Source organism: Porphyromonas sp. HMSC065F10, from assembly GCF_001808555.1.
Taxonomy (GTDB): domain Bacteria; phylum Bacteroidota; class Bacteroidia; order Bacteroidales; family Porphyromonadaceae; genus Porphyromonas_A.
This window is the reverse complement of the sequence record NZ_KV793806.1, coordinates 8,015-28,922: the sequence shown is the minus strand read 5'-3', so window position 1 is coordinate 28,922 and position 20,908 is coordinate 8,015. Positions and strand designations below refer to the sequence as shown.

The 20,908-nt window shown below is 57.9% G+C and carries 19 protein-coding genes; all 19 read right to left on the bottom strand.

Annotated elements, in window-relative coordinates; all coding sequences use genetic code 11:
• Positions 1 to 80 precede the first annotated feature (80 nt).
• The 19 genes from HMPREF2890_RS08095 to HMPREF2890_RS08005 all read right to left on the bottom strand — a co-directional run bounded on the left by HMPREF2890_RS08095 (position 81) and on the right by HMPREF2890_RS08005 (position 20,739).
• The gene (locus HMPREF2890_RS08095) at positions 81 to 950 is read right to left on the bottom strand and encodes a 4-hydroxy-3-methylbut-2-enyl diphosphate reductase (RefSeq protein ID WP_070467457.1); all 870 of its coding nucleotides are present in this window, start codon (positions 948 to 950) and stop codon (positions 81 to 83) included.
• Positions 947 to 1,633 carry a (d)CMP kinase gene (gene cmk / locus HMPREF2890_RS08090; RefSeq protein WP_070467455.1) on the bottom strand — a complete coding sequence of 229 codons (687 nt, stop codon included), beginning with the start codon at positions 1,631 to 1,633 and terminating at the stop codon, positions 947 to 949. The genes HMPREF2890_RS08095 and cmk overlap by 4 nt, the downstream gene beginning before the upstream one ends.
• Positions 1,633 to 3,705, bottom strand: a complete 2,073-nt coding sequence (locus HMPREF2890_RS08085) for a tetratricopeptide repeat protein (protein ID WP_246825377.1) — start codon at positions 3,703 to 3,705, stop codon at positions 1,633 to 1,635. Before HMPREF2890_RS08085 ends, cmk begins: the two co-directional genes overlap by 1 nt.
• Positions 3,706 to 3,714: 9 nt before the next feature.
• Positions 3,715 to 4,272: a peptide deformylase gene (gene def, locus HMPREF2890_RS08080; protein ID WP_070467451.1), complete on the bottom strand. Its 558-nt coding sequence runs from the start codon at positions 4,270 to 4,272 to the stop codon at positions 3,715 to 3,717.
• Between the two features lie 21 nt (positions 4,273 to 4,293).
• The gene (ruvX, locus tag HMPREF2890_RS08075; RefSeq protein ID WP_070467449.1) at positions 4,294 to 4,737 is read right to left on the bottom strand and encodes a Holliday junction resolvase RuvX; all 444 of its coding nucleotides are present in this window, start codon (positions 4,735 to 4,737) and stop codon (positions 4,294 to 4,296) included.
• The gene (folK, locus tag HMPREF2890_RS08070; RefSeq protein ID WP_070467446.1) at positions 4,722 to 5,189 is read right to left on the bottom strand and encodes a 2-amino-4-hydroxy-6-hydroxymethyldihydropteridine diphosphokinase; all 468 of its coding nucleotides are present in this window, start codon (positions 5,187 to 5,189) and stop codon (positions 4,722 to 4,724) included. The genes ruvX and folK overlap by 16 nt, the downstream gene beginning before the upstream one ends.
• A gap of 5 nt (positions 5,190 to 5,194) precedes the next feature.
• The gene (gene queA, locus HMPREF2890_RS08065) at positions 5,195 to 6,244 is read right to left on the bottom strand and encodes a tRNA preQ1(34) S-adenosylmethionine ribosyltransferase-isomerase QueA (protein ID WP_070467444.1); all 1,050 of its coding nucleotides are present in this window, start codon (positions 6,242 to 6,244) and stop codon (positions 5,195 to 5,197) included.
• 28 nt (positions 6,245 to 6,272) lie between these two features.
• Positions 6,273 to 7,112 carry a tRNA pseudouridine(55) synthase TruB gene (gene truB, locus HMPREF2890_RS08060; protein ID WP_070467442.1) on the bottom strand — a complete coding sequence of 280 codons (840 nt, stop codon included), beginning with the start codon at positions 7,110 to 7,112 and terminating at the stop codon, positions 6,273 to 6,275.
• Between the two features lie 9 nt (positions 7,113 to 7,121).
• On the bottom strand, positions 7,122 to 7,976 hold the full coding sequence (locus HMPREF2890_RS08055; protein ID WP_070467440.1) for an undecaprenyl-diphosphate phosphatase: 855 nt from the start codon (positions 7,974 to 7,976) through the stop codon (positions 7,122 to 7,124).
• Entirely contained in the window at positions 7,973 to 8,290 is a 318-nt protein-coding gene (locus HMPREF2890_RS08050) for a DUF3098 domain-containing protein (protein ID WP_070467438.1), read from the bottom strand. Before HMPREF2890_RS08050 ends, HMPREF2890_RS08055 begins: the two co-directional genes overlap by 4 nt.
• A 25-nt stretch (positions 8,291 to 8,315) precedes the next feature.
• Positions 8,316 to 9,200 (bottom strand): cell division protein FtsX, encoded by an 885-nt coding sequence (locus tag HMPREF2890_RS08045; protein WP_070467436.1) that lies wholly within the window; start codon positions 9,198 to 9,200, stop codon positions 8,316 to 8,318.
• A gap of 330 nt (positions 9,201 to 9,530) precedes the next feature.
• Positions 9,531 to 10,127, bottom strand: a complete 597-nt coding sequence (locus HMPREF2890_RS08040; protein WP_070467434.1) for a cob(I)yrinic acid a,c-diamide adenosyltransferase — start codon at positions 10,125 to 10,127, stop codon at positions 9,531 to 9,533.
• Between the two features lie 2 nt (positions 10,128 to 10,129).
• Positions 10,130 to 10,669, bottom strand: a complete 540-nt coding sequence (locus HMPREF2890_RS08035) for a hypothetical protein (RefSeq protein WP_070467431.1) — start codon at positions 10,667 to 10,669, stop codon at positions 10,130 to 10,132.
• A gap of 21 nt (positions 10,670 to 10,690) precedes the next feature.
• Positions 10,691 to 11,569 carry a YicC/YloC family endoribonuclease gene (locus HMPREF2890_RS08030; protein WP_246825373.1) on the bottom strand — a complete coding sequence of 293 codons (879 nt, stop codon included), beginning with the start codon at positions 11,567 to 11,569 and terminating at the stop codon, positions 10,691 to 10,693.
• Positions 11,570 to 11,674: 105 nt separating this feature from the next.
• Positions 11,675 to 15,067: a preprotein translocase subunit SecA gene (gene secA / locus HMPREF2890_RS08025; RefSeq protein ID WP_070467426.1), complete on the bottom strand. Its 3,393-nt coding sequence runs from the start codon at positions 15,065 to 15,067 to the stop codon at positions 11,675 to 11,677.
• A gap of 100 nt (positions 15,068 to 15,167) precedes the next feature.
• The gene (locus tag HMPREF2890_RS08020) at positions 15,168 to 16,724 is read right to left on the bottom strand and encodes an alkaline phosphatase family protein (RefSeq protein WP_070467424.1); all 1,557 of its coding nucleotides are present in this window, start codon (positions 16,722 to 16,724) and stop codon (positions 15,168 to 15,170) included.
• On the bottom strand, positions 16,725 to 17,912 hold the full coding sequence (locus tag HMPREF2890_RS08015) for a lipoprotein N-acyltransferase Lnb domain-containing protein (RefSeq protein ID WP_070467422.1): 1,188 nt from the start codon (positions 17,910 to 17,912) through the stop codon (positions 16,725 to 16,727).
• Entirely contained in the window at positions 17,909 to 19,288 is a 1,380-nt protein-coding gene (locus HMPREF2890_RS08010; protein WP_083289905.1) for an RsmB/NOP family class I SAM-dependent RNA methyltransferase, read from the bottom strand. The genes HMPREF2890_RS08015 and HMPREF2890_RS08010 overlap by 4 nt, the downstream gene beginning before the upstream one ends.
• Positions 19,288 to 20,739: a DUF3078 domain-containing protein gene (locus HMPREF2890_RS08005; RefSeq protein ID WP_168160440.1), complete on the bottom strand. Its 1,452-nt coding sequence runs from the start codon at positions 20,737 to 20,739 to the stop codon at positions 19,288 to 19,290. The genes HMPREF2890_RS08010 and HMPREF2890_RS08005 overlap by 1 nt, the downstream gene beginning before the upstream one ends.
• Positions 20,740 to 20,908: the final 169 nt, after the last annotated feature.

Below are 20,908 nucleotides of genomic sequence, written 5' to 3'. Positions count from 1 at the left end.
TCAGACCCCGACGTGACCGGGCATGAGGACGAAGACGAAAGAGGATGGGAAGCCGGAGGGCTCCCGGGGGCCCACAGTGGTCAGGGATTGAGCTCGCGGAGACGATCGCGGACCTGCTCCATCTGCCACATAGGGGTGGAGGTGGCGCCGGTGATGCCCACCATCCGGACCTCAGGAGGGAGAGGGACGGTGATCTCGGAGGGGTCAGAGATAAAGTAGGTGTGGGGGTTGGCCTGCAGTGCGGCGTGGTAGAGTACCTTGCCGTTGCTGCTATTCTGCCCGGCGATGAAGTAGATAACGTCCTTACTCTTGGCAAAGTCGATGAGATCCTTCATCCGATTGGCGACCTGACGGCAGATGGTGTCGTGGCTCTCGAAGTATACCCCGGTGACGAGGTGGTCGCTGATATAGCTGATGAGCTCCCGGTAAGCCTTGCCGTCCATAGTGGTCTGGCTGAAGAGATAGACCGGACATCCAAGGTCGACCTTCTCCTCCACGTCGCTGATCGACTGGACGACGATCGCATGCCCCTCTGTCTGACCGACGAGTCCATTCACCTCGGCATGCCCCAGCTTGCCGAAGATAACGATCTGCCCTCCCTCGCGGGAGGTTTTCTCATAGGTCTTGCGGATCTTGCGCTGGAGGGAGAGGACGACCGGGCAGGTGGCATCGATGATCTCCAGTCCGCGAGCGCGCGCCTCAGCATAAACCTCGGGCGGTTCGCCGTGTGCCCGAAAGAGTACCCGCTTATCTCTCAGGCGGCTGAGATCCTCGTGGCGGATCGGGCGGAGTCCCTTCTCGGAGAGACGTGATACCTCCTGACTATTGTGGACAATGTCACCGAGGGAGTAGAGCGAGTGCCCCCCCTCGAGCTCGGTCTCTGCCTTCTCAATCGCAGTGACGACACCGAAGCAGAAGCCGGACTTGCTATTGATCTCAATGTCGATCATAGGCGCTCCCTCACCCGCTCCTCGACCCAGGCCTGTTGCTGGTCGAGGGTCATGTCAGAGTTGTCAAGGACAAGGGCGTCCTCAGCCTGCCTGAGGGGACTGACAGCGCGACCGGAGTCGATGCGATCCCGCTCACGGACATTGGCGAGCACGGAGTCGTAGGTGACCACTTCGCCCTTAGCCGTCAGTTCGTCAAAGCGCCTGCGTGCCCGGACTTCGGGGCGGGCGGTGACAAAGATCTTAAGCTCCGCATCGGGGAGAATGGTGGTGCCTACATCCCGTCCGTCCATTACGACTCCTTTCTCCCTCGCCATAGCCTGCTGCTGTCTCGTAAGCGCAGCGCGGACCTCCGGTATAGTAGCGATCGGGCTGACATGCTCAGAGACCTCCATACCTCGGATCTCCCGCTCGACATCCTCGCCATTGAGAAGGAGGTGCTGGCCATCGGGGTAGATGGCGAAGCGCATCTCGACCTCAGGGAGACGGCGGATGATCTCCTCGACCATCGGCTCCTCCCCACTGAAGAGTCCCTCGCGGAGGGCAAAGAGGGTGACGCCCCTATACATAGCACCGGTATCGACGTAAGTGTAGCCGAGGGCGCGGGCGAGACGCTTGGCGATGGTGCTCTTGCCGCAGGAGGAGTAGCCGTCGAGGGCAATATTGATCTTCTTGCTGTCTGTCATTACTGCATGCGCTTGATGATGTTGTAGGAGCCGAAGACACCGAGTGCGCCGGCGCGGCTCATGTCCCGATCCCCCTTCTCCTTATCCCCTGTGGCGTAGTAGGCAAGTCCGCGGGCAAAGAAGGCATCACCAAATGAGGGATCCGTGATGATCAGATCGCTGAGGGCGGAGATCGCCTCGTGGTACTGCCCGAGACCATAATGAGCATAGGCGAGGTTGTAGAGCGCCGGGAGGTAACCGGGGACGAGGTCAAGGACCTTACGGAAGTCCTCCATGGAGGAGGTGTAGGTCGCTTTCTTGAGGAGGTAATCCTTGGAGAGATCCGCCTTGGAGACATCGACGCCGAGGTCGATCTGGGTGTGGCGGACGGTCTCCCTATTGATGAAGTCCTTGATGCGGGATACACCACGCTGGAGGTAGGCATCGGGCTGGTCGGGATGCTCAGCGATCACCCGGTCGAGTGTTGCCACCGCCGCCGCATGGTCGCTGACCATCACCTGATCCATGGCGAGGGCAAAGAGATCCTGCTCCCTCATCTGCGGGAAGGAGTCAATGCGGCTCATGTGGTAGTCAAACTGCAGCTGATTGAGCACCGGGAGGTCATTGACCACATAGATCTTGCGATCAGACGTCGGCAGATGAAGCTCGCCCGAGTAGTCCCGCTCCTTGCCGAGTCGGGGCTGAGCCTCCTCCTTCATATAGTAGGAGAGGGTGAAGAGTGGCATCGGCTCCACCGGCATCTCTCGATCCTGCACGCGACCACGGATGCCGCCCTCCTCCGCCTCAACATAGAGCTCATTGTACCCCTTCTCCCGGCTGTTGTAGACGAGGAGACGGAACTTGCGGATGTTGTCGTCCCGCTCGTCTCGGACCTGACGGGCGCCTCCCTCAGCGTACATATTCTCCGCATCCTCTTTCAGCAACTCCGACATCTCCTTCTGCTGCTGCTCGGCCTTGCGACGGGTGGCGGGATCGTACATCATCTTGCTGGCGAGATAATTGTCCTTCTTTGCCTCAAGGGTCTGCCCCAGCCCCATATTGGCTCTGGCGCGCTCGGCAAAGGCGGGGACAAATGTGGGATAGCGGTTGATGATCTTGGTCAGGTCGGACTTGGCGAGAGTGTAGCTGCCGAGCTCATTGGCGACTAAGGCGCGATTGAAGATCGCAAAGTAATTGTCCGGCTGCAGCATGACCACTCTACTGAAGTCGTCTAATGCTCCATTGAGCTCCCCCACCTGCGTCCGGAGGAGGGCGCGATTGTATCGGGCGATGAGGTTATTGGGATCCAGTTCCACCGCCATAGTGTAGTCGCCCATCGCTCCGCGCATATTATTCTGCTGATATCGGATGAGCGCTCTATTGGTATAGAGTATTGGTTCATTGGCATTGATGCGTATCGCCTTGTCGAGGTAGTCCTCCGCCTCCCGATACTTGTGCCTGCTGTAGGCAATATCCGCCATAGATAAGTGCGCATTGGTCAGCGAAGGAGAGAGAGCAAGCGCTTTCTCAAAAAGCCCCTGCGCTGCAACGGTATCCCCCTGCTGCAGCCGGAGACCGCCATCAATCAGATAGCCATCCGCATAGTCGGGATGGTATCGGTGGAGGTGATCCAGAAGGCGACGGGCTGAGATCGTATCCTTCATCGAGGTGTAGAGGACCGCAGCATTGTGCAGCGCCCCCCGATTGTCGGGATTATCGGCAAGCACCACCTTGTAGTCCTGAAGCGCCAGCGAGTCCTCTCCCAGCGTGTGGCGGGGGAGGGCGCGGAGGGAAAAGGCGTCGTAGAGGAAGGGATTGCGTCCGATGCTGACAGAAGCATCCTGCTCAGCACCCCTGACATCCCCGAGACTGTACTTTGCCACCGCCCGCCAGTAGTAGGGGCGTGCAGAGGTGGAGTCGACCCGAATGGCAGTATTGAAGTACTGGATGGCGAGGACGTAGTCCTTGAAGAGGATCGCATTTTGCCCTATGGTCATCACCCGGGTCGGGTCGATCTGGGCGTGTGCGGGCAGGAGATGACAGACCACCAAGAGGGCAGTCATCCAGAGTCGTAGGCGGATCCTCTCTCTCATCCTGGTCAGTTATCGGCTGTTGGTGATGATCTTGTAGTCCGCTCGGACATTGCCGCGGGACATCTTCTTGAGCTTACTGCGGATCATGGCCTTGCGCATCGCGGGGACCTTGTCCGTGAAGAGGATCCCTCGCGTGTGATCAAACTCGTGCTGGAAGACCCGGGCGCTGAAGCCTCGGAAGGTCTCCTCGTGCCACTCAAAGCTCTCATCCTGATACTTCACCCGCACCATCGTCGGTCGGCTCACCGGCTCGCTGAGACCGGGGAGACTGAGGCATCCCTCGTCCAAAGTGACCTCCTCCGTGCCATACTCCAGCACCTCCGCATTGATAAAGGTGTGCTTCATATCCGCTGTCTCGGGATAGGCGTCCTGGAGGGGCGACGCATCGATGACAAAGAGCTGCAGCGCCTTGCCCACCTGCGGGGCGGCCAGTCCGATCCCATCGGAGGCATACATAGTGTCGTACATATCGGCAATCAGTTTCTGGAGACCGGGCAGATCAGGAGTCACCTCCTTGGTCGGTTCTCTCAGTACATCAGTGCCGTAGACGTATATAGGTAGTTCCATTGCTTACTTTCTATTCATTAGTTATATCTCTCCCCGATCCTGCATCTCACGATAGATCCGACTCTCAAGGAAGTCACGCAGGATGATCACGGCGCTGATCTCGTCGACCAAGCCCTTCTCCCGCCTCTTCATCCGCCCCATTCCGCTCTCGACGAGAGTCCGATTGGCGATCACCGAAGTGAAGCGCTCGTCATACCTTATGATGGGCATAGTAGGCAAAAGTTTACGCAGCCTATTGATCAGCGGGGTAATGTACTTCTCACTCTCAGAGGGCGAATTGTCCGCCTGCTTAGGTAGCCCGATGATGATCGCATCCACATTCTCCCGCTGGCAGTAGTCCCTCACTCGATCAGGGATCCCACCGGTGGAGGCATAACCCATACCATCGGGGATGATCCTCAGAGGATCTGTCACCGCCATACCGGTTCGCTTGCGCCCTACATCCAGCCCTAAGAGACGTCCCATAGCAGCTCTCGGATGGTCTTACCGGTGACCGGGTCGATCACGTCAGGCGCTATCTCTGCCAGGGGGCGGAGGACAAAGAGCCGCTCTCGCATACGAGGATGAGGGATCTCCAGCCACTCATCGTGGTAGACCAGATCATCGATCATCAGTATATCAACATCGCAGGTCCGGTCGAAGTGGATCCCGCCGATGCTTTTCCGCTCACGCCCCAGCGCTCGCTCTATCTCGCGCGTCACCGTCAGGAGGGCACGAGGGGCAAGCGAAGTACGGACGGCGAGCACCTGATTGAGGAACTTATGCTCACTCTCAAAGCCCACCGGCTCCGTCTCCATAGGAGAGGAGACAGCGAAGACCTCCCCCACCCGCTCACCGATCAGCCGTGCAGCCTCAGAGAGGTAGTGGGTGCGGTCCCCCAAGTTACTCCCGAGAGCGATATAAGCAGCGTGCTCCATAGGTGTCAGAGGATGAGCATAGCATCGCCATAGCAACCAAAGCGGTACTCCTCCTTGATCGCCACTTTGTAGGCATTCATCATCACGTCGTAGCCGCCAAAGGCGACAGCCGTGAGCAGCGTAGAGGAGTACGGCATATGGAAGCCGGTCACCATACTATTGGCGATGCCAAAGGTGTACTCCGGGTAGATAAACTTCCCCGTCCACCCCCCGTATGGCTTGATGAAGCCATCGGTACTGAGCGCGGTCTCCAGTGCCTTCATCGTCGAGGTGCCGACACCGCAGATCTTATGCCCTCCCATACGCGCCTTATTGACCACGTCGCAGCACTCCTGCGTGATGGAGATCTGCTCGGAGCCCATCTTGTACTTCGCCAGGTCGTCCACATCGATCTCATCGTACATCACACGGCTGGTGCTTAGCTCAAGCTTCGCAAAGTGGACATCCTTCAAGTCGAGACGCTTCATCAGCTCGCGGCTAAAGTGAAATCCTGCCGACGGCCCCACGACAGCTCCCTCAGCCTCAGCGTATATGGTCTGGTACCGCTCAGCATCATCCGGTGTCGGCTCACGCTTGATATAGTCGGGCAGAGGTGTCATACCAAGATCTTTCAGATCCTGGATAAAGTGGTCATGATCCCCGTCATAGAGGAAGCGTAGGGTACGACCTCGGGAGGTGGTATTGTCGATCACCTCAGCAACCAGCCGCTCATCGTCACCAAAGAAAAGCTTATTCCCGATCCGGATCTTACGAGCCGGGTCCACGAGGACATCCCATAGGTAGTTCTCAGCCTTCAGCTCGCGCATCAGGAATACCTCGATGCGGGCATTCGTCTTCTCCTTATGACCCACGAGGTGGGCAGGGAAGACCTTCGCATTATTGAGGACGATCACGTCATCCTCAGAGAAGTACTCGATCAGATCCTTAAACTGTCTATGCTCGATCTCCCCACTCTTGCGGTGGAGCACCATCATCCGAGACTCATCGCGAAAGTCTGTCGGATGCTGAGCAATCAGTTTTTTTGGTAGCTTGAAGCCAAATTGTGACAACTTCATATATCAGTGTCTCTAAAATTGATTTTATCTATTCTCCCCCCTCAGCCACGATGCGATCCCGCCACGCCCTCAGGTCGGTCTGATGGACGGAAGCATACGCATCCAGCGTCTGCCGGATGAATGGCACAAAGTCCTCCGGGCGGATGCACTCCTCCACGCTTCGGTCGCCCACTCGTGTCCGCCGCAGTCGTGTGAGGTGAGCGCCACAGCCGAGCTGCTCTCCCAGGTCACGAGCCAGCGCACGAATGAAGATGCCCTTACCTCCCGTCACGCGCACCCGTGCAAGAGGTGGCTCGTAGCTCAGCAGCTCGATCCGATCAAAGCGGACCCGCTTAGCCGGCAACTCCACCTCATCCCCCCGACGTGCGATCATATAGGCACGCTCCCCGCCGATCTTCGCTGCGGAGTAGGCGGGCGGCACCTGATCAATCTCCCCCTCATACGAGAGCAGAGCTGTACGTATCTCCGCCTCTGTGAGGTGGTCGTAGGGGTAAAAAGCGTCGATGGAGTGCTCCAAGTCAAAGCTCGGCGTGGTGGCGCCCAGCCGTATCGTCGCCTCGTAGCACTTGTCGTGATCCTGCAGCTCCTCGATGCGCTTCGTGAAGCGCCCGGTACAGAGTACCACCACCCCGGTGGCCAGAGGATCAAGGGTACCGGCATGCCCCACCTTAAGCCGCTTAAGATTGAGCTCCGTGCAGGCGAGCCGGCGAAAGAGATTGACCAAGTCAAAGCTGGTCCAGCCGATCGGCTTATCTACGGAGACGATCATCCCCTCGCTGAAGGGGTTGGGCGGTGCAACACGCCTTCGCCCTCTCTCAGCGCCTATCTGATAGACCGCTCGTGTCAGTCGCTCCTCTCTCTTGTCCATCACCTTCTCTTAGAAAACTGCAAGATCCATGCCCAAGCCCAGCATCACCAGGATGACACCAGCGACAGCGATCCGATACCAGCCAAAGGAGGCAAAGGTGTGCTTCTGCACAAAGGTGATGAAGAAACGGACCGCCGCCAAGGCGACAATGAAGGAGATCACATTTCCCACCACTAAAAGGCCCATATGATCGGAGAGTACCGACAGCTCGCCGGACTTCCAGAACTTCAGCACCTCGTAGCAGGTGGCACCCAGCATCGTCGGCACAGCGAGGAAGAAGCTAAACTCTGCTGCTCGCTTCCGATCCATCCCCGCCACCATACCACCGATGATCGTACTCATCGAGCGCGACATCCCGGGCATAAACATGGCAATGGTCTGGAAGAGCCCGACGATGAAGGCATTCTTATAGGTGATCTCCCGTCCGTGCCCCCCCTTGTGGAGCCACTTGTCGATGAAGAGCATCACCACACCTCCGATGAGGAGATTGACGGCGATGATCCACACCGAGCCGAGTGCATGATCCACCCAGTCGCCGAAGAGCACTCCCAGCACTACCGCCGGCAAGAGCCCGATCAGGAGAGCTATGTAAAAGCGGAAGCGGCTTGCCGTGCGCTTCCACGCAGGCACCTCGGGGCTATCCATCTCCGGTGCCACCCTGAAGTCAAAGAAACGCCTCCAGTAGAGCACCACGACAGAGAGGATCGCTCCGAGCTGGATCATGACGGTGAAGGCCTTCACGAAAGGCGTACTCTCGATACCCATCAGGGACTGAGCGATCACTAAGTGACCGGTACTGGAGACCGGCAGAAACTCTGTCAGCCCCTCGACGATGGCGAGGACAATGGCTTGGACGACTGTCATCTCTCAGCTGGCTCAGTGGTGTCATCGGAGGGAGTCTCCTCACCGTTGTCGCTCCCCTTATAGTCGCTTCGCTTCCTCCAGAGGATCGCTACGGCGATGCCGGCATAGCCCAGCATGCAGACCAGCGGAGCCACACGGATGCGCATGGGGCTGAAGACCTCAGGATTAAATGTCACCCCATCCGTGGAGGCACCTCCGCTCATCAGCAGATACCCAATGATCAGGAGGAGAAGAGAGCCGAGGAGGATCAGGAGATTGACTCTCCCGAAGCCGTAGGTCTCAAAGTGCGTTTTCTTACCCTTATCTTTACTCATAACAATGTGTCTTGATGGCGCGCTCTTAGGCACGATAGAGACGATCCTCATCCATCTTGAGGTAGCGACTGACTGCAGCGGCAGAGGCGATCCAGGAGATCAGGATCCCTGAGAGCAGCACGACAGCCCCGGCGATCACCATATTCTGCACCGACAGCACGCCACTGAGGATCGGATACTTCGTCAGGAGGTAGTACCGACACCAGACCATCAGCCCGATGGCCACGACCGCTGCCACTACTCCGCTCCTGATGCCCGAGGCGATGAAGGGGCGGCGGATAAAGGAGCCGGTCGCCCCTACCAATCGCATCGTGTAGATGATGAAGCGCTTGGCATAGACCCTCAGTCGGATCGTATTATTGATCAGGACGACCGAGATCACCAGTAGGAGCAGCGCCAGAGCACTCATGATCAGGGCGATGGTGCTAAGGTTGCGATTAAGCTCGTCGACCAGGTCCTTGCGGTAGGAGACCGTCTGTGCGATAGGGAAAGACTGCAGATCCTTAGCGATCAGCTCAACACTATCCGGGCTGGACGCATACTCCGAGAGGACGTGTACCTCCAGCGTAGGCGAGAGGGGGTTCCACCCGAGGAAGTCCTCAGGGTTTTCCCCCAGCTCCTCGGCCAACTCCTGCATCGCCTCCTCCTTGGAGTAATAGGTCACCTCCTTGGTGTAGGGTCTGGACGAGATCTTGTCCCGCATCGAGACGATGTCGGCATCGGGGCTCTCCGGATCAAGCAGCACGGTGTAGCTGAGACTCTCGCGGATGTAGTCCCCTAAGCCACGCCCCACGAGACCGATCATCGCCACTAGACCGATCAGGAAGAGTACAGCACAGATACTGACTGTACTGAGGAATGTAGAGCCGGTCACCGGGACCCGGTGCGATTTCTTGGGCTTAGTCGACATATCTATCTACCAATTTCATTGTGTCCATTTCGGATGGAAAAAGTAGCCTCCAGAGCAAGGCAAGAGAGCCGAGAGCCGATCGCTCAGCTTCCTCTCTCTGCATCGCTTCAGCACGGTTACGATAGTCCATTCAGTATGCAAATATACCAAATCAAACGGCACCACCCCCTCCCCTATCGCCACCATCAGGGGTGTATCCTATTACCGATATTAGATAGAACTAATACCGGTAATAGACTTCGCTAATATCGGTATTAGTATTCTCTTTTACCGGTATTAGAGAATGGCGGCGAGACGAGGGCAGCGACGTGGTACCCGGAGAGGGCGAAGTCAGAAGACCTCTTTGCTCCCCTTCCAGACCACCTCCTGACCACCCTCGGCACGAGCGGCAGCCCGACCGAGGACAAAGAAGTAGTCACTGAGGCGATTAATATACTGCAGGACGGCGGGATCAATCTCCGCAGTCGGCTCCGCCTCGAGGAAGGCATAGATGTCCCGCTCCGAGCGCCTCGCGACAGTGCGACAAATATGCGCCACAGAGGCAGCCCGACCACCGGCGGGGAGGATGAATTGCTTCAGCTTCGGCAGCTCCCCATCGAGCTTGTCAACCATCTGCTCCAGGTGGTGGATATCCTCCTCGGAGAGGCCACTGCCGCAGTACTTCAGGAGCTCCGGGTCAGTCGTGTCCGTCGCGATATGCGTGCCGCAGGTGAAGAGCCGCTCCTGGATCTCCTGCAGCAGCTCATCCTGCTCCAGAGCGGACGGCAGCTCAGCACGAAGCAGACCGATGAATGAATTGAGCTCATCGAGCTGACCGTAGGCATTAAGCCTTGGTGACGCCTTGGAGACCCGCTTGCCACCAACGAGAGAGGTCTTGCCCTTATCGCCACGACCGGTGTAGAGCTTGCTTTTCTTTTGTTCGTCCATTGTTAGACAGTACTACGATAAATGTAAAGGTTGTCATTCTTACTAAATAGTAGGGCGTGGTCATACAGATCGATCACCACCCCTCGAGTCAGTTGGGCCACTAAGTCCCGCAGCCGCTCCTCAGCTGCACCATCCCGCCTCACGTCAGTCAGCAGCACTGCCCTACCCTTCACCTGCAGGAAGCGTAGAGCCTCCTCGGCGCTGTCAGTATAGAGCAGCACTCGATCCATCGTCCCGAGGTCGCTCAGTGGCAGAGTCCGCACACGACTGTCAGCGAGAGCAGCGTAGTCCATCGCTGTCTGCCGATCCGGAGCCGTCTCACCATAGGTGGCCACCTCATAGCCCAGACGGGCGACAAGCCTATACCAGAGCGCCAGCCGATCCTCATCCGGTGTGGGGAGGTAATACTCATACTTCGGCTGCACGACAGAGCAGACTACCCGATAAGCCATCGGCGAGTGGACCCCATGACCCCGTCCGTAGCGGAGCTTACGGAAGAGGCGACAGGAGAAGAGACTCCGGCGAGGATAAAGCGAGTGCATAGGGAGGAGAGGAAGAAGGGATCAGAGGACGTTGAGTACCTGCTCCTTGATCTGCTCGAGATGATCCTTCATCTTGACAGTGATCTTCTGGAGCGTGGCGTGGTTGCTCTTGGAGCCAAAGGTATTGATCTCCCGACCGATCTCCTGTGCGATGAAGCCGAGCTTACGCCCCTGACCTACCTCGCCATCCATGGTGGACTCGAAGTAGGAGAGGTGGTTGATGAGCCTATTCCGCTCCTCGTGCACATCGAGCTTGTCAATGTAGTAGATCATCTCCTGCTCGAGACGACTGGCATCGAAGTTATTCTGTGTCACGCGACGCAGCTCCGTCTCAAGTCTCTCCCTCACCGTGTCGATGCGCTCTTGCTCGTATGGCTCCGTAGAGCCGATGAGCGTTCTGATCGCCTCGATATTCTCTTGGAACACCCGATAGAGCGACTCTCCCTCCTGAGCCCGGAAGGCAATGAAGTGGTCGACTGCCTCCTCCAGCGCCTCCATCACCAAGCGCTCATCGCTCTCCCGCTCTGCCTCATCGATCTCTACCGTATGGAGCACACCCTGGAAGCCTATGATCAGTCTCATAGGGTCCTGAGGCAGCGGGATACCGGTGTCGTGGCTGAGCTGCTGCAGCCGCTCCCAGTAGGTAGCTGCCACCTGCTCGTCAAGCGTGAGTGGTGCCTGCGTCTCGAGGTGGTCCACAGAGACGTAGACGTCCATCTTGCCACGGAGGCAGCGCGTAGTAGTCCTCTTTCGGATCTCCTGCTCCAGCGTGCGCAAGTGACCCGGTATATGGACATTGACATCCGCATTCTTGCTATTCACGGAGTAGATCTCCACGGTGACCTTCTTTCCTTCACCGCTCTTCTCCGCCCTCCCGTAGCCGGTCATTGAGTATATCATAAGTGGTATATAAAAAAAGGACAGCCCCTCCGCTCCACTGCTTCTCCACCGGAGTCAGGGTACGTCATGGCTGTCCTTAGATAAATTAGTCGAGCTCAGTTATCGTCAGAGGTTGCGGCCGTGACAGTTCTTAAATTTCTTTCCACTTCCACAGGGGCAGGGATCGTTGCGACCCACCTTCTTGGCTGCGCGGTATGGGGTGTTATTCGCCTGGGCAGCCTCAGACGCAGCACGACCTGCTTCGGTACGCTGCTCTGCCTGCTCCTGATAGTCATCCTTCTGCTCACGGTAGCGACTGCGGTCGTTGCTATGCGGGTCATCGTGATGCTCACCGATGCGCACCTGCTGCTGGGCAGCGGCACGAGCCATCGCAGCGGCACGAGCAGCCTGAGCCTGACGACGCGCCTCCTGCTCCTCCGGTGTGGCAATATTGATATGGCCACGCATAATGATCTCGGTGATCTTCACATTGAGGTCATCGATCATACGCTTGAAGAGTTCATACGCCTCGACCTTGAAGATCACCAGAGGATCCTTATTCTCATACGAGGCGGTACGCACGGCATTCTGCAGCTCGTCCATGGCGAGGAGGTGACGCTCCCAAGCCTCATCGATCGTGTAGAGGAGGATCGTCTTCATGAAGGACTTGGCGATGCTCTGCGACTGGCTCTCCACCGCCTCCTTTAGGTTCGTCACCACATTGTACATCAGTCTACCATCCGTCACGGGGACGTAGATCTGCTCCACCTGGGAGCCATGCTCCTTGTAGAAAGCCTGCAGCGCCGGGTCGGCCTGCTCCGCCATCCGGTCCATACGACGCTTCAGCGTAGCAGAGGCCTCATCGAGGAGCTTGGACGCAATGCCATTGGCATCCATCCCCCTAAAGTCCGTCTCAGACACCGGGCACTCGATCGCAAAGACCTTATACACCTCTGTGCGGAAGTCATCGAAGGAGCCGCCCTCATACTTTGTCGCGAGGTAGATCGCAGACTGCTCGAGGGTATTCATCACATCCAGCCCGATGCGCTCACCCATAAGGGCGTGACGGCGCCGGGTGTAGATCACCTTACGCTGAGCATTCTTTACATCGTCGTACTCGAGGAGGTGCTTACGGATGCCGTAGTTATTCTCCTCGACCTTTTTCTGAGCATTCTCCACCGTCTTGCTGAGCTGCTTGGAGACCAGCATATCGTCATCCTTAAGTCCCATCGTGGAGAGCACCTTCGCCATACGATCCGAGCCGAAGAGGCGCATCAGCTTATCCTCCAGCGAAACGAAGAAAACGGATGACCCGGGGTCTCCCTGACGGCCGGCACGACCACGCAGCTGGCGATCCACACGACGCGACTCATGGCGCTCTGTACCGATGATGGCGAGACCACCCGCTGCCTTCACTTCGGGGGAGAGCTTGATATCAGTACCACGACCTGCCATATTGGTGGCAATGGTCACCGTACTCGACTGACCCGCTTGAGCAACTATGTCTGCCTCCTTCTGGAAGAGCTTTGCATTGAGCACATTATGCGGGATATGCTTCAGGTCGAGCATCCTACTGAGGAGCTCCGAGATCTCCACGGAGGTGGTACCGACGAGGACCGGTCGTCCTGCCTCGGTAATCGCCTGGATCTCATCGATGACGGCATTGTACTTTGCCTTTGCCGTCTTGTAGATGCGGTCGTTCTCGTCATTGCGGATCACCGGTCTATTGGTCGGGATCACGACGACATCGAGTTTGTATATGTCCCAAAACTCCTTAGCCTCCGTCTCAGCCGTACCGGTCATACCGGAGAGCTTGTGGTACATACGGAAGTAATTTTGTAGCGTGATCGTCGCTTTGGTCTGCGAGGCCTGCTGCACCTTTACGTGCTCCTTTGCCTCGATCGCCTGGTGAAGTCCATCGGAGTAGCGGCGACCATTCATGATACGACCGGTCTGCTCGTCGACGATCATCACCTGATTGTCGATCACCACGTACTGATCATCTCGGTCAAAGAGGGTGTAAGCCTTCAGTAGCTGCTGCACCGTATGGACACGCTCACTCTTGACAGAGTAGTTGGTGAGTAGCTCATCCTTGGTACCGGCCTTCTCCTCCTCACTCATCTCCTTATTCTCCAGATCAGACATCTGGGCGGCAATATCGGGGAGGACAAAGAAGCTTGGATCTTCATTTTTCTGCGACAGCAGGTCAAAGCCCTTATCTGTCAGCTCGATCTGGCTATTCTTCTCATCCACGACGAAGTAGAGCGGATCGGTCACCACATGCATCTCGCGGTTGTTGTCCTGCATATAGAAGCCCTCTGTGTCCAAGAGACGCTTCTTCACGCCCTCAGTGCTGAGGTACTTGATCAGTGGCTTATACTTCGGCAGGCCCTTATAACTGCGGAAGAGCAGCAGATAGCCCTCATCCACCTCCTTGGGGTCGTCGCTTGCGATCTTCTTCTTCGCCTCATTGAGGAGCCGGGTACAGAGCGTCCGCTGAGCGTTAACGACGGACTCTACATCCTCACGGAACTCCTCAAACATCTGATCTCCCTTTGACTCCACCGGTCCGGAAATGATCAGCGGGGTACGGGCATCATCGATCAGCACGGAGTCCACCTCATCTACGATGGCGAAGTTGTGGACCCTCTGCACCATATCCTCCGGGCGACGTGCCATGTTGTCGCGCAGGTAGTCGAAGCCAAATTCGTTATTGGTCCCGAAGGTGATGTCGCAGTCGTAAGCGCGCTTACGCTCAGGCGAGTTGGGCTCGTGCTTGTCGATGCAGTCTACGGTGAGACCGTGGAATTGGTACAGCGGCCCCATCCACTCCTCATCACGCTTGGAGAGGTAGTCATTCACGGTCACCACATGGACGCCGTTACCGGTGAGGGCGTTGAGGAAGACCGGCAGCGTTGCCACCAGCGTCTTACCCTCACCTGTCGCCATCTCAGCGATCTTGCCCTGATGCAGCACGATACCACCGATCAGCTGCACGTCGTAGTGGACCATATCCCACTTCGTGAGATTGCCGCCGGCCTCCCACTCATTCTTGTAGATCGCCTTATCACCATCAATGGTGACGAAGTCGTGATCCACGGAGAGGTCACGGTCGTACTGCGTGGCGGTGACGGTGATCTCGCTATTCTCAGCAAATCGACGTGCTGTGGACTTCATCACGGCAAAAGCCTCGGGGAGGATCTCATTGAGCTTATCCTCCAGCTTATCCTTTACCTGATCCTCCAGCGTGTCAATCTTCTCCCAGAGTGCCTCACGTTCACTAAGCTCTGCGCTCTCCACCTGCCCTCTCAGCTCAGCGATCTCACGTCGCTCCTCCGCCACATGGTCGCGGAGATCTTGCCTCATGCGAGCGGAGTGCGCCCTCAGGTCGTCAGCGCTCAGCTTATCAATCGTCTCGTAGGTCGCCTTGATCTTATCGACGATGGGGTATATCTGCTTGAGGTCGTTCTGCGACTTGTTGCCGAAGATGCCGGCAAGTAAGTCCTTAAAGAAACTCATATATATATTATCTAGTAAAAAAGTGTATCCGTTGTCATTCTCGAGAGTACCGGCCTCCCGAGGGAGACGAAAGGTACAAAAAATATCTGATCAGTATCGATCAGGGCGTCGGTGGCCGGATACGGAGCACCCGGGAGATTTCGTGAGAGACGCCACGGAGATCCAGCGGAGTGTGGATCACCTCCGGCTCGATGCCCTCACCCATAAGGATGAGCATCGTCGGCATGGCGGTGTAGGAGGGCTGCGGAGTAGCAGTACCGGTATCGATAAGGTACCCGGGACTGATCCCGACGAAGACATCCGCCCTCTGAGAGGGGAGCGCACTATGGAGTGCCGTCAGCCGAGTACAACCTACGGGATCCCCCGGGAGCAGATCCCTCAGGCTGTGGTTCGGTATCGTGTAGGCGACGCCCGCCATCTCGAGGAGGAAAGAGCAGACCGCATCCTGCACCTCGGCAAGGGAGAGCTCCTCCCGCTGCTCTACCACCTTGCGATCCAGGAAGAGCTCCCCCCGGTCGGTCACTTCGGTCACCATCCCCTTTACTCCATACTTCGCATGGAGGTACATATTGGTGATGGCGCGGCAACGCTCCGGGGAGAAGGTGGGGTACCGTTTCTTATCATCACGGATCGGCTCGCACCGAGCCATACCATTACCCGACAGTGCCACGAGTACTTCCCCCTTCCCAAACTTTCGATCCAGCAGCTCCATCAGCTGTGCCACCGCCCTATCCAGCAGCACGTAGCTGTCCAGTAGTTCCGGCGAGATCCCCGCAGATACTGATGGAGGGGTGCCTGCCGTCATATGGAGGGCTAGCAGGTCCATCGACTCATCCGCACCGAGACCGGCTCCATCGATCACCGACTCAGCGAGGCGAACCACATACTCATTGACCACCGGGGAGTGCTTCAGGTCCTGCACGGACGAGAATGCCCTCGTGTAGATATGGTCAGAGGAAAAGGCTCCACTGCAGGCATAGGGTAGGAGCGACGCATAGAGAGCCGGACTGGAGGCCTGCCAGGTGATCGACCCCTTGTCGAGGCGTGTCGCCACCGTGCTGCTCTTGCCGATGTACCACGGCAATCCTGTGGGATAAAAGGTGGAGCTTACCCATCGCGCCGTGGAGTCATCAAGCCAGTAGGCCGCCTGTGCCTCATGCCCGCCCGCTATGATCGCCTCCTCTGCTGAGGGAGCAATGGAGAAGACCTGCCCCAGCCCGTGCGTGGCCTGCGCCAGACGGTCAGCGATCGTCGGGGCAGCGAGCGCCAGAGGCGAGAGCCTGTCAGCCGTACCATAGCCGATATACTTCTTGTCCTCCAGCACCGACCCCTCGAGGTGCCTCTGCCCGCCCTCCTTGCGGACGATGGTGCACCTACCGGTTATGCCACTCTCGAGACCGAGGGCACCGGTCTGCAGCACCGCCTCGCTGGCTACGGGATCCGCCTCTGTGAGCGGGTGGATGACGGTGTCGTAGACCCGCCCATCGCGAGAGAGGCGCGTGAGACCATTCTCTAAGAGGTGAGGTGCCATCGCCTCATAGAGGTCGGTCCGCAGCTCATCCACCGTCAGCAGCACCACCAGCTTGGGAGCCTGACGGGCGGCGACGGGCGAGCAGACGCTCAGGAGGACGACGAGGGGGGTGAGTAGATCTTTCATTTACTTATGTACCTCAAATACCTTGCCAGTCCCTCCCCACTCCACGTAGCGGCCGATGAACTGGTCCAGCCCGATCAGGATCGCCAGATAAGCCATGCCGATGGGCAGTGTCTGCACATAGCCGAGCCCGAGATAGACAAGGGCGAGCAGGAGGTTGATCAGGTAGAGCAGGCTGTTGAGACGTCTGTGTCGCAGCTCCCGCCACATCGTCACCACAAGGATGAGCCAGAAGGGGTGCATCAGCACCATATTGGCATTGAGGAGTGTATGTGGGTGCGCAGAGAAGAGGCTGAGGAACCACAGCACGATCCCTGCCAGCCCGAGGAGCAGATAGAGTCCACAGCGCAGCATCTGCCACGGTATCGGGGTGTACCTCCGCACGACGAAGTAGCAGATCAGATATATGGCGACCAATGCGAGGATCGTCACAAGGGGACCATCAAAGCGTGGCACCTCGATCAGCTGTGTCTGAGGGACGATCTCCTCCTTCCGTGACACGATCGGCTCTCCCGTATCCTTACGGAAAGCGAGGTCCATCGACTGCTCCAGGAGCTCGGGGACAAAGGCGGCATCGTGTACCGTCATCCGAGCATCGCTCTTCACGCCGAGGCAAAGGTCGGTGCCAAAGGTGTACCACTTCGCCGACTTGCTACACTGCCGCGTCGCCTCGCGGAAGGTCGGCAGCGATGCAGGGTCCACCCGATAGACCAGCCCTCCCTTAGTGAAGCGCTCGATGAGGTCCCGAGGGCGGGTGGCGCAGTTGTCGTAGAAGTAGTTGTACCGGTACTCGGCATTCTCAGGCAGGGCGTTCCAGTCGAGGAAGTCCATCAGCGCCTGCACCTCGTCAGGCCTGAGATTGAGCTGCTGCTCCGATACCCGCCGCCCCTGAGCCGCATAGTCATAGACCATACTGTCAAAGTCAGTCACCCCCAGCATGTACATCGGCTTTCCGATCATGAAGTTGGGGATAAAGTTCTTCTGCTCCATGGAGAAGTAGCCATAGTTATACGCCTTATCAAGACCCGTCTCCGGATCCGTGATCCTAATGGCTGTATGGCCGTAGAGGTAGAAGACAAACTCCCCCGACTGACCGCACGTGATCAGGCTCGCCCGAGGTGTTGCACCGAGAGGCAGCATAAGGCTCCAGAGTAGAGAGAGGAGTGTGATGGGAAAGAGGTGCTTACTCATTGATTGTCTAAGATATGGGGCATGTCCGACGGCGTGAGCCTCGTGTCGTGGAGGGCGAGCCCCTTGGGATAAAGGTTATTGACCCGGGAGCCGAGGTCCTTGATGAGGGTGAGCGGGACACCTGCATAGGTAGCGACCCGGTAGCCCTTAGCCCCCGAGCTCGGAATGGTCTGTCTGCCTATGAGGGCAAAGGCCTCAGCCGCCGTCACAGCCCGCCGAGGGTACGGCAGGTGGTTCGAGGCTGTCGCACTCAGCACCCAAGATACATCGGGGATAAAGTCTCTCCCCTTGACGCTCCCGAGATCCACGCCCGCCCTCAGGATCCGAATGCCCTCCGCCTGCTCCAAGAGCCGGAGCAGTGCCACGCCTCTCAGTGAGAGCAAGCGCCAGCCTGTTCCATCGGGAGTAGAGAGGAGCTGCTCCTCCGCCAGGTCTCTCAGCTCCTCGGGGATCGCCCTCGCCCGCCCGGCAAGCCCCCGAGCCACAGGCTCCGGAGACACCCGGGGACCGGCCTTTCGTACCCCGAAGCAGGTAAGCCCCTCGCTACCGGTGCGGTGGGGGAAGAAGCGGTACAGACCCCGCTCCTCATCACTCTCCTCTGCTCCATACTGCGGCAGCTCCGGCAGGTGGATCACCTCGGCTCCGTAGTCATCACGGAGGAAGCTGAGCTGAGCCTCATTCTCCGCCCTATTGTAGGTGCAAGTGCTATATATAAGGAGTCCCCCATCCGTCAGCATCTCCCATGCCTCCCTCAGGATCTCCCTCTGAGTCTTCGCGCAGCGATCAACCAAGTCGAGGCTCCAGCCTGTGACCGCCTCCGGCTCCTTGCGAAACATCCCCTCCCCCGAGCAAGGGGCGTCGACCAATATCAGGTCCGCCTTCACCCCCGCCGCCCTGAGAGCAGCCGGCAGAGCCGAGGTGACCAGCGTCTCCTCGGCACCCCAGCGGAGGATATTCTCCTCCAGCACCTTCGCCCGCTTCTTATCCGGCTCATTGGTCACCAAGAGGCAGTCATCGGGGAGATGGCTCCTCAGGAGGGTCGACTTACCCCCCGGGGCAGCGCAAAGGTCAAGGGCGATCACGGGGGCAAAGTCGATCGCAGCGAGGTAGCGCGCCACCGCCATCGAGGCAGGCTCCTGCACGTAGTAAGCGCCCGCATGCCAGAGTGGATCGGCACCGAAGATGGGCCGCTCAGGGAGGAGCAGTCCCTCCGGACACCACGGGATCGACCCCGGAGTGAGTGGGGAGAGCTTAGTGGGATGACGACGGATCGACACCGGCGAGGGCACCTCAGTCAGTGTCCTAAGGAGTGCCTCGTAGGCCTCTGCCCCAAAGTCCGCAGCAAAGGACTCCCTAAATCCGCCCGGTACTACCATCAGATCTTGAGCGAGAAGCCAAAGCTGAAGAGCTCGTTGTACTGCAGGAGAGACTTGAAGGTCTTGGGCTCATTGAGGATCACACTGTCATCAAAGCGTAGATTGACATTGAGCATTGTGCTGAAGTACTTATTAAAGGTATACTCCAGTGTATTCTCCAGCTCGGTCTCTATATGCTTATAGGAAGTATTGTAGTAGAGCCGAGAGCGCCAGGAGAGGGCGTCGGAGAATTGCCAGTCCAGATTCATCCGCAGCGACGAACCGAGACGGAGGAGGTAATTCTGATCCTCCTGCAGACCATACCTGCCCCTCGTCACATCCTTTGCCCAGATCCAGATGAATTGCATCGAGGCGGGCGCCACATTGAGCGAGAAATTGAGATTATTGAAGGGGTTGCCGCCGATCTTTTTCTTCTTTAGATTGTACTTCATACCGAGACCGCCGTCGAGGATCAGCGGAGCGAGAGCATAGGTGGAGAGTTGCCCCTCGCGGTCGTAGTTCTTCAGCAACTGACTGCGGAGGTTGAGGTCGATGGTATAGAACCACCGCTTCCAAGCCTGGAGACCGAGGTTGCTCCTCATCCGCAAGACATCCTCGCTGATCTTAAAGTTTGGCTTTCCCTCCAGCTTGATCTCGCTCGGCACGGTGAAGAGTCCCAGCTTGTACTCCAGCTCATTGACCCACTCCACCTTGTCTCTCTTGTACGACAGTCCGTAGAAGAGTCGAGAGGCGAAGTTGGCACTGCTGGTACCGCCCTTATGCCAGTTGGGTGACACCTGATTTTGCGCCAGCTGAGCGTGTGCCTCAAAGCGTGGGAGCCAATAGCGGCGATCCACCGACACTGTCTCGATCACCCCCTCCGACTTGGTGGGTACATTGGGCATATCCATCACCGCCAGCTCACCCGAGTAGGAGGGACCCTCCACCGGCTTATACTCCAGATGGTCGCTCGGGAGGAACTCCGAGGTGTAGCGGATCAGATCGGGGTGGAGGAAGAAAAATTGCTCTCTCAGCTGCTGATCCGTACGCCAGCGATCCATACGCCGCGCAAAGCCGGTCGTGTGACCATACTCCTGCTCCAGCTTATCCATCGTCTGCCGGAGGAGCGACTGCCGGATGAAGGGGTTATTGAGGCGGGGGTCAGTCTGCCGAACTAGGGCTGCCTTGTCAAAGTGAAGCGAAGGGAGCTTCCACAGGTCGAAGAGCAGCGGTGCAAAGAGCGACGAGGAGGGGACATAGCCGGAGGTCCTCAGCTGCAGAGGCCGACCGATCACCTGCAGCGCCTCGGGACTCAGCCCCTGCGTAAGGGTGTCACTCGCCAAGATCTGCTCCGAGTAGGAGGGATAGAGCGGGATCACCTCGCTCAGCCCAACCACATCCTGAGCGGACGCCACCACTCCACACAGCATCAGGAGGGCACCTACCCCTCCGGTAACTATTCTCTTCATCATACTCATCTTACTCTCTATCATTCAATAATGGTGGGGAGCTCCCACCACCACTCACAGCATACGATAAGCCCCGCAAGAGGGCTGCACAAAGATAATACTTTTGCTCCATCCACCGGTGCCCCCCTACCCCAAGCGGCAGGGCAAGACACACAGATCATCGTAATAGCCT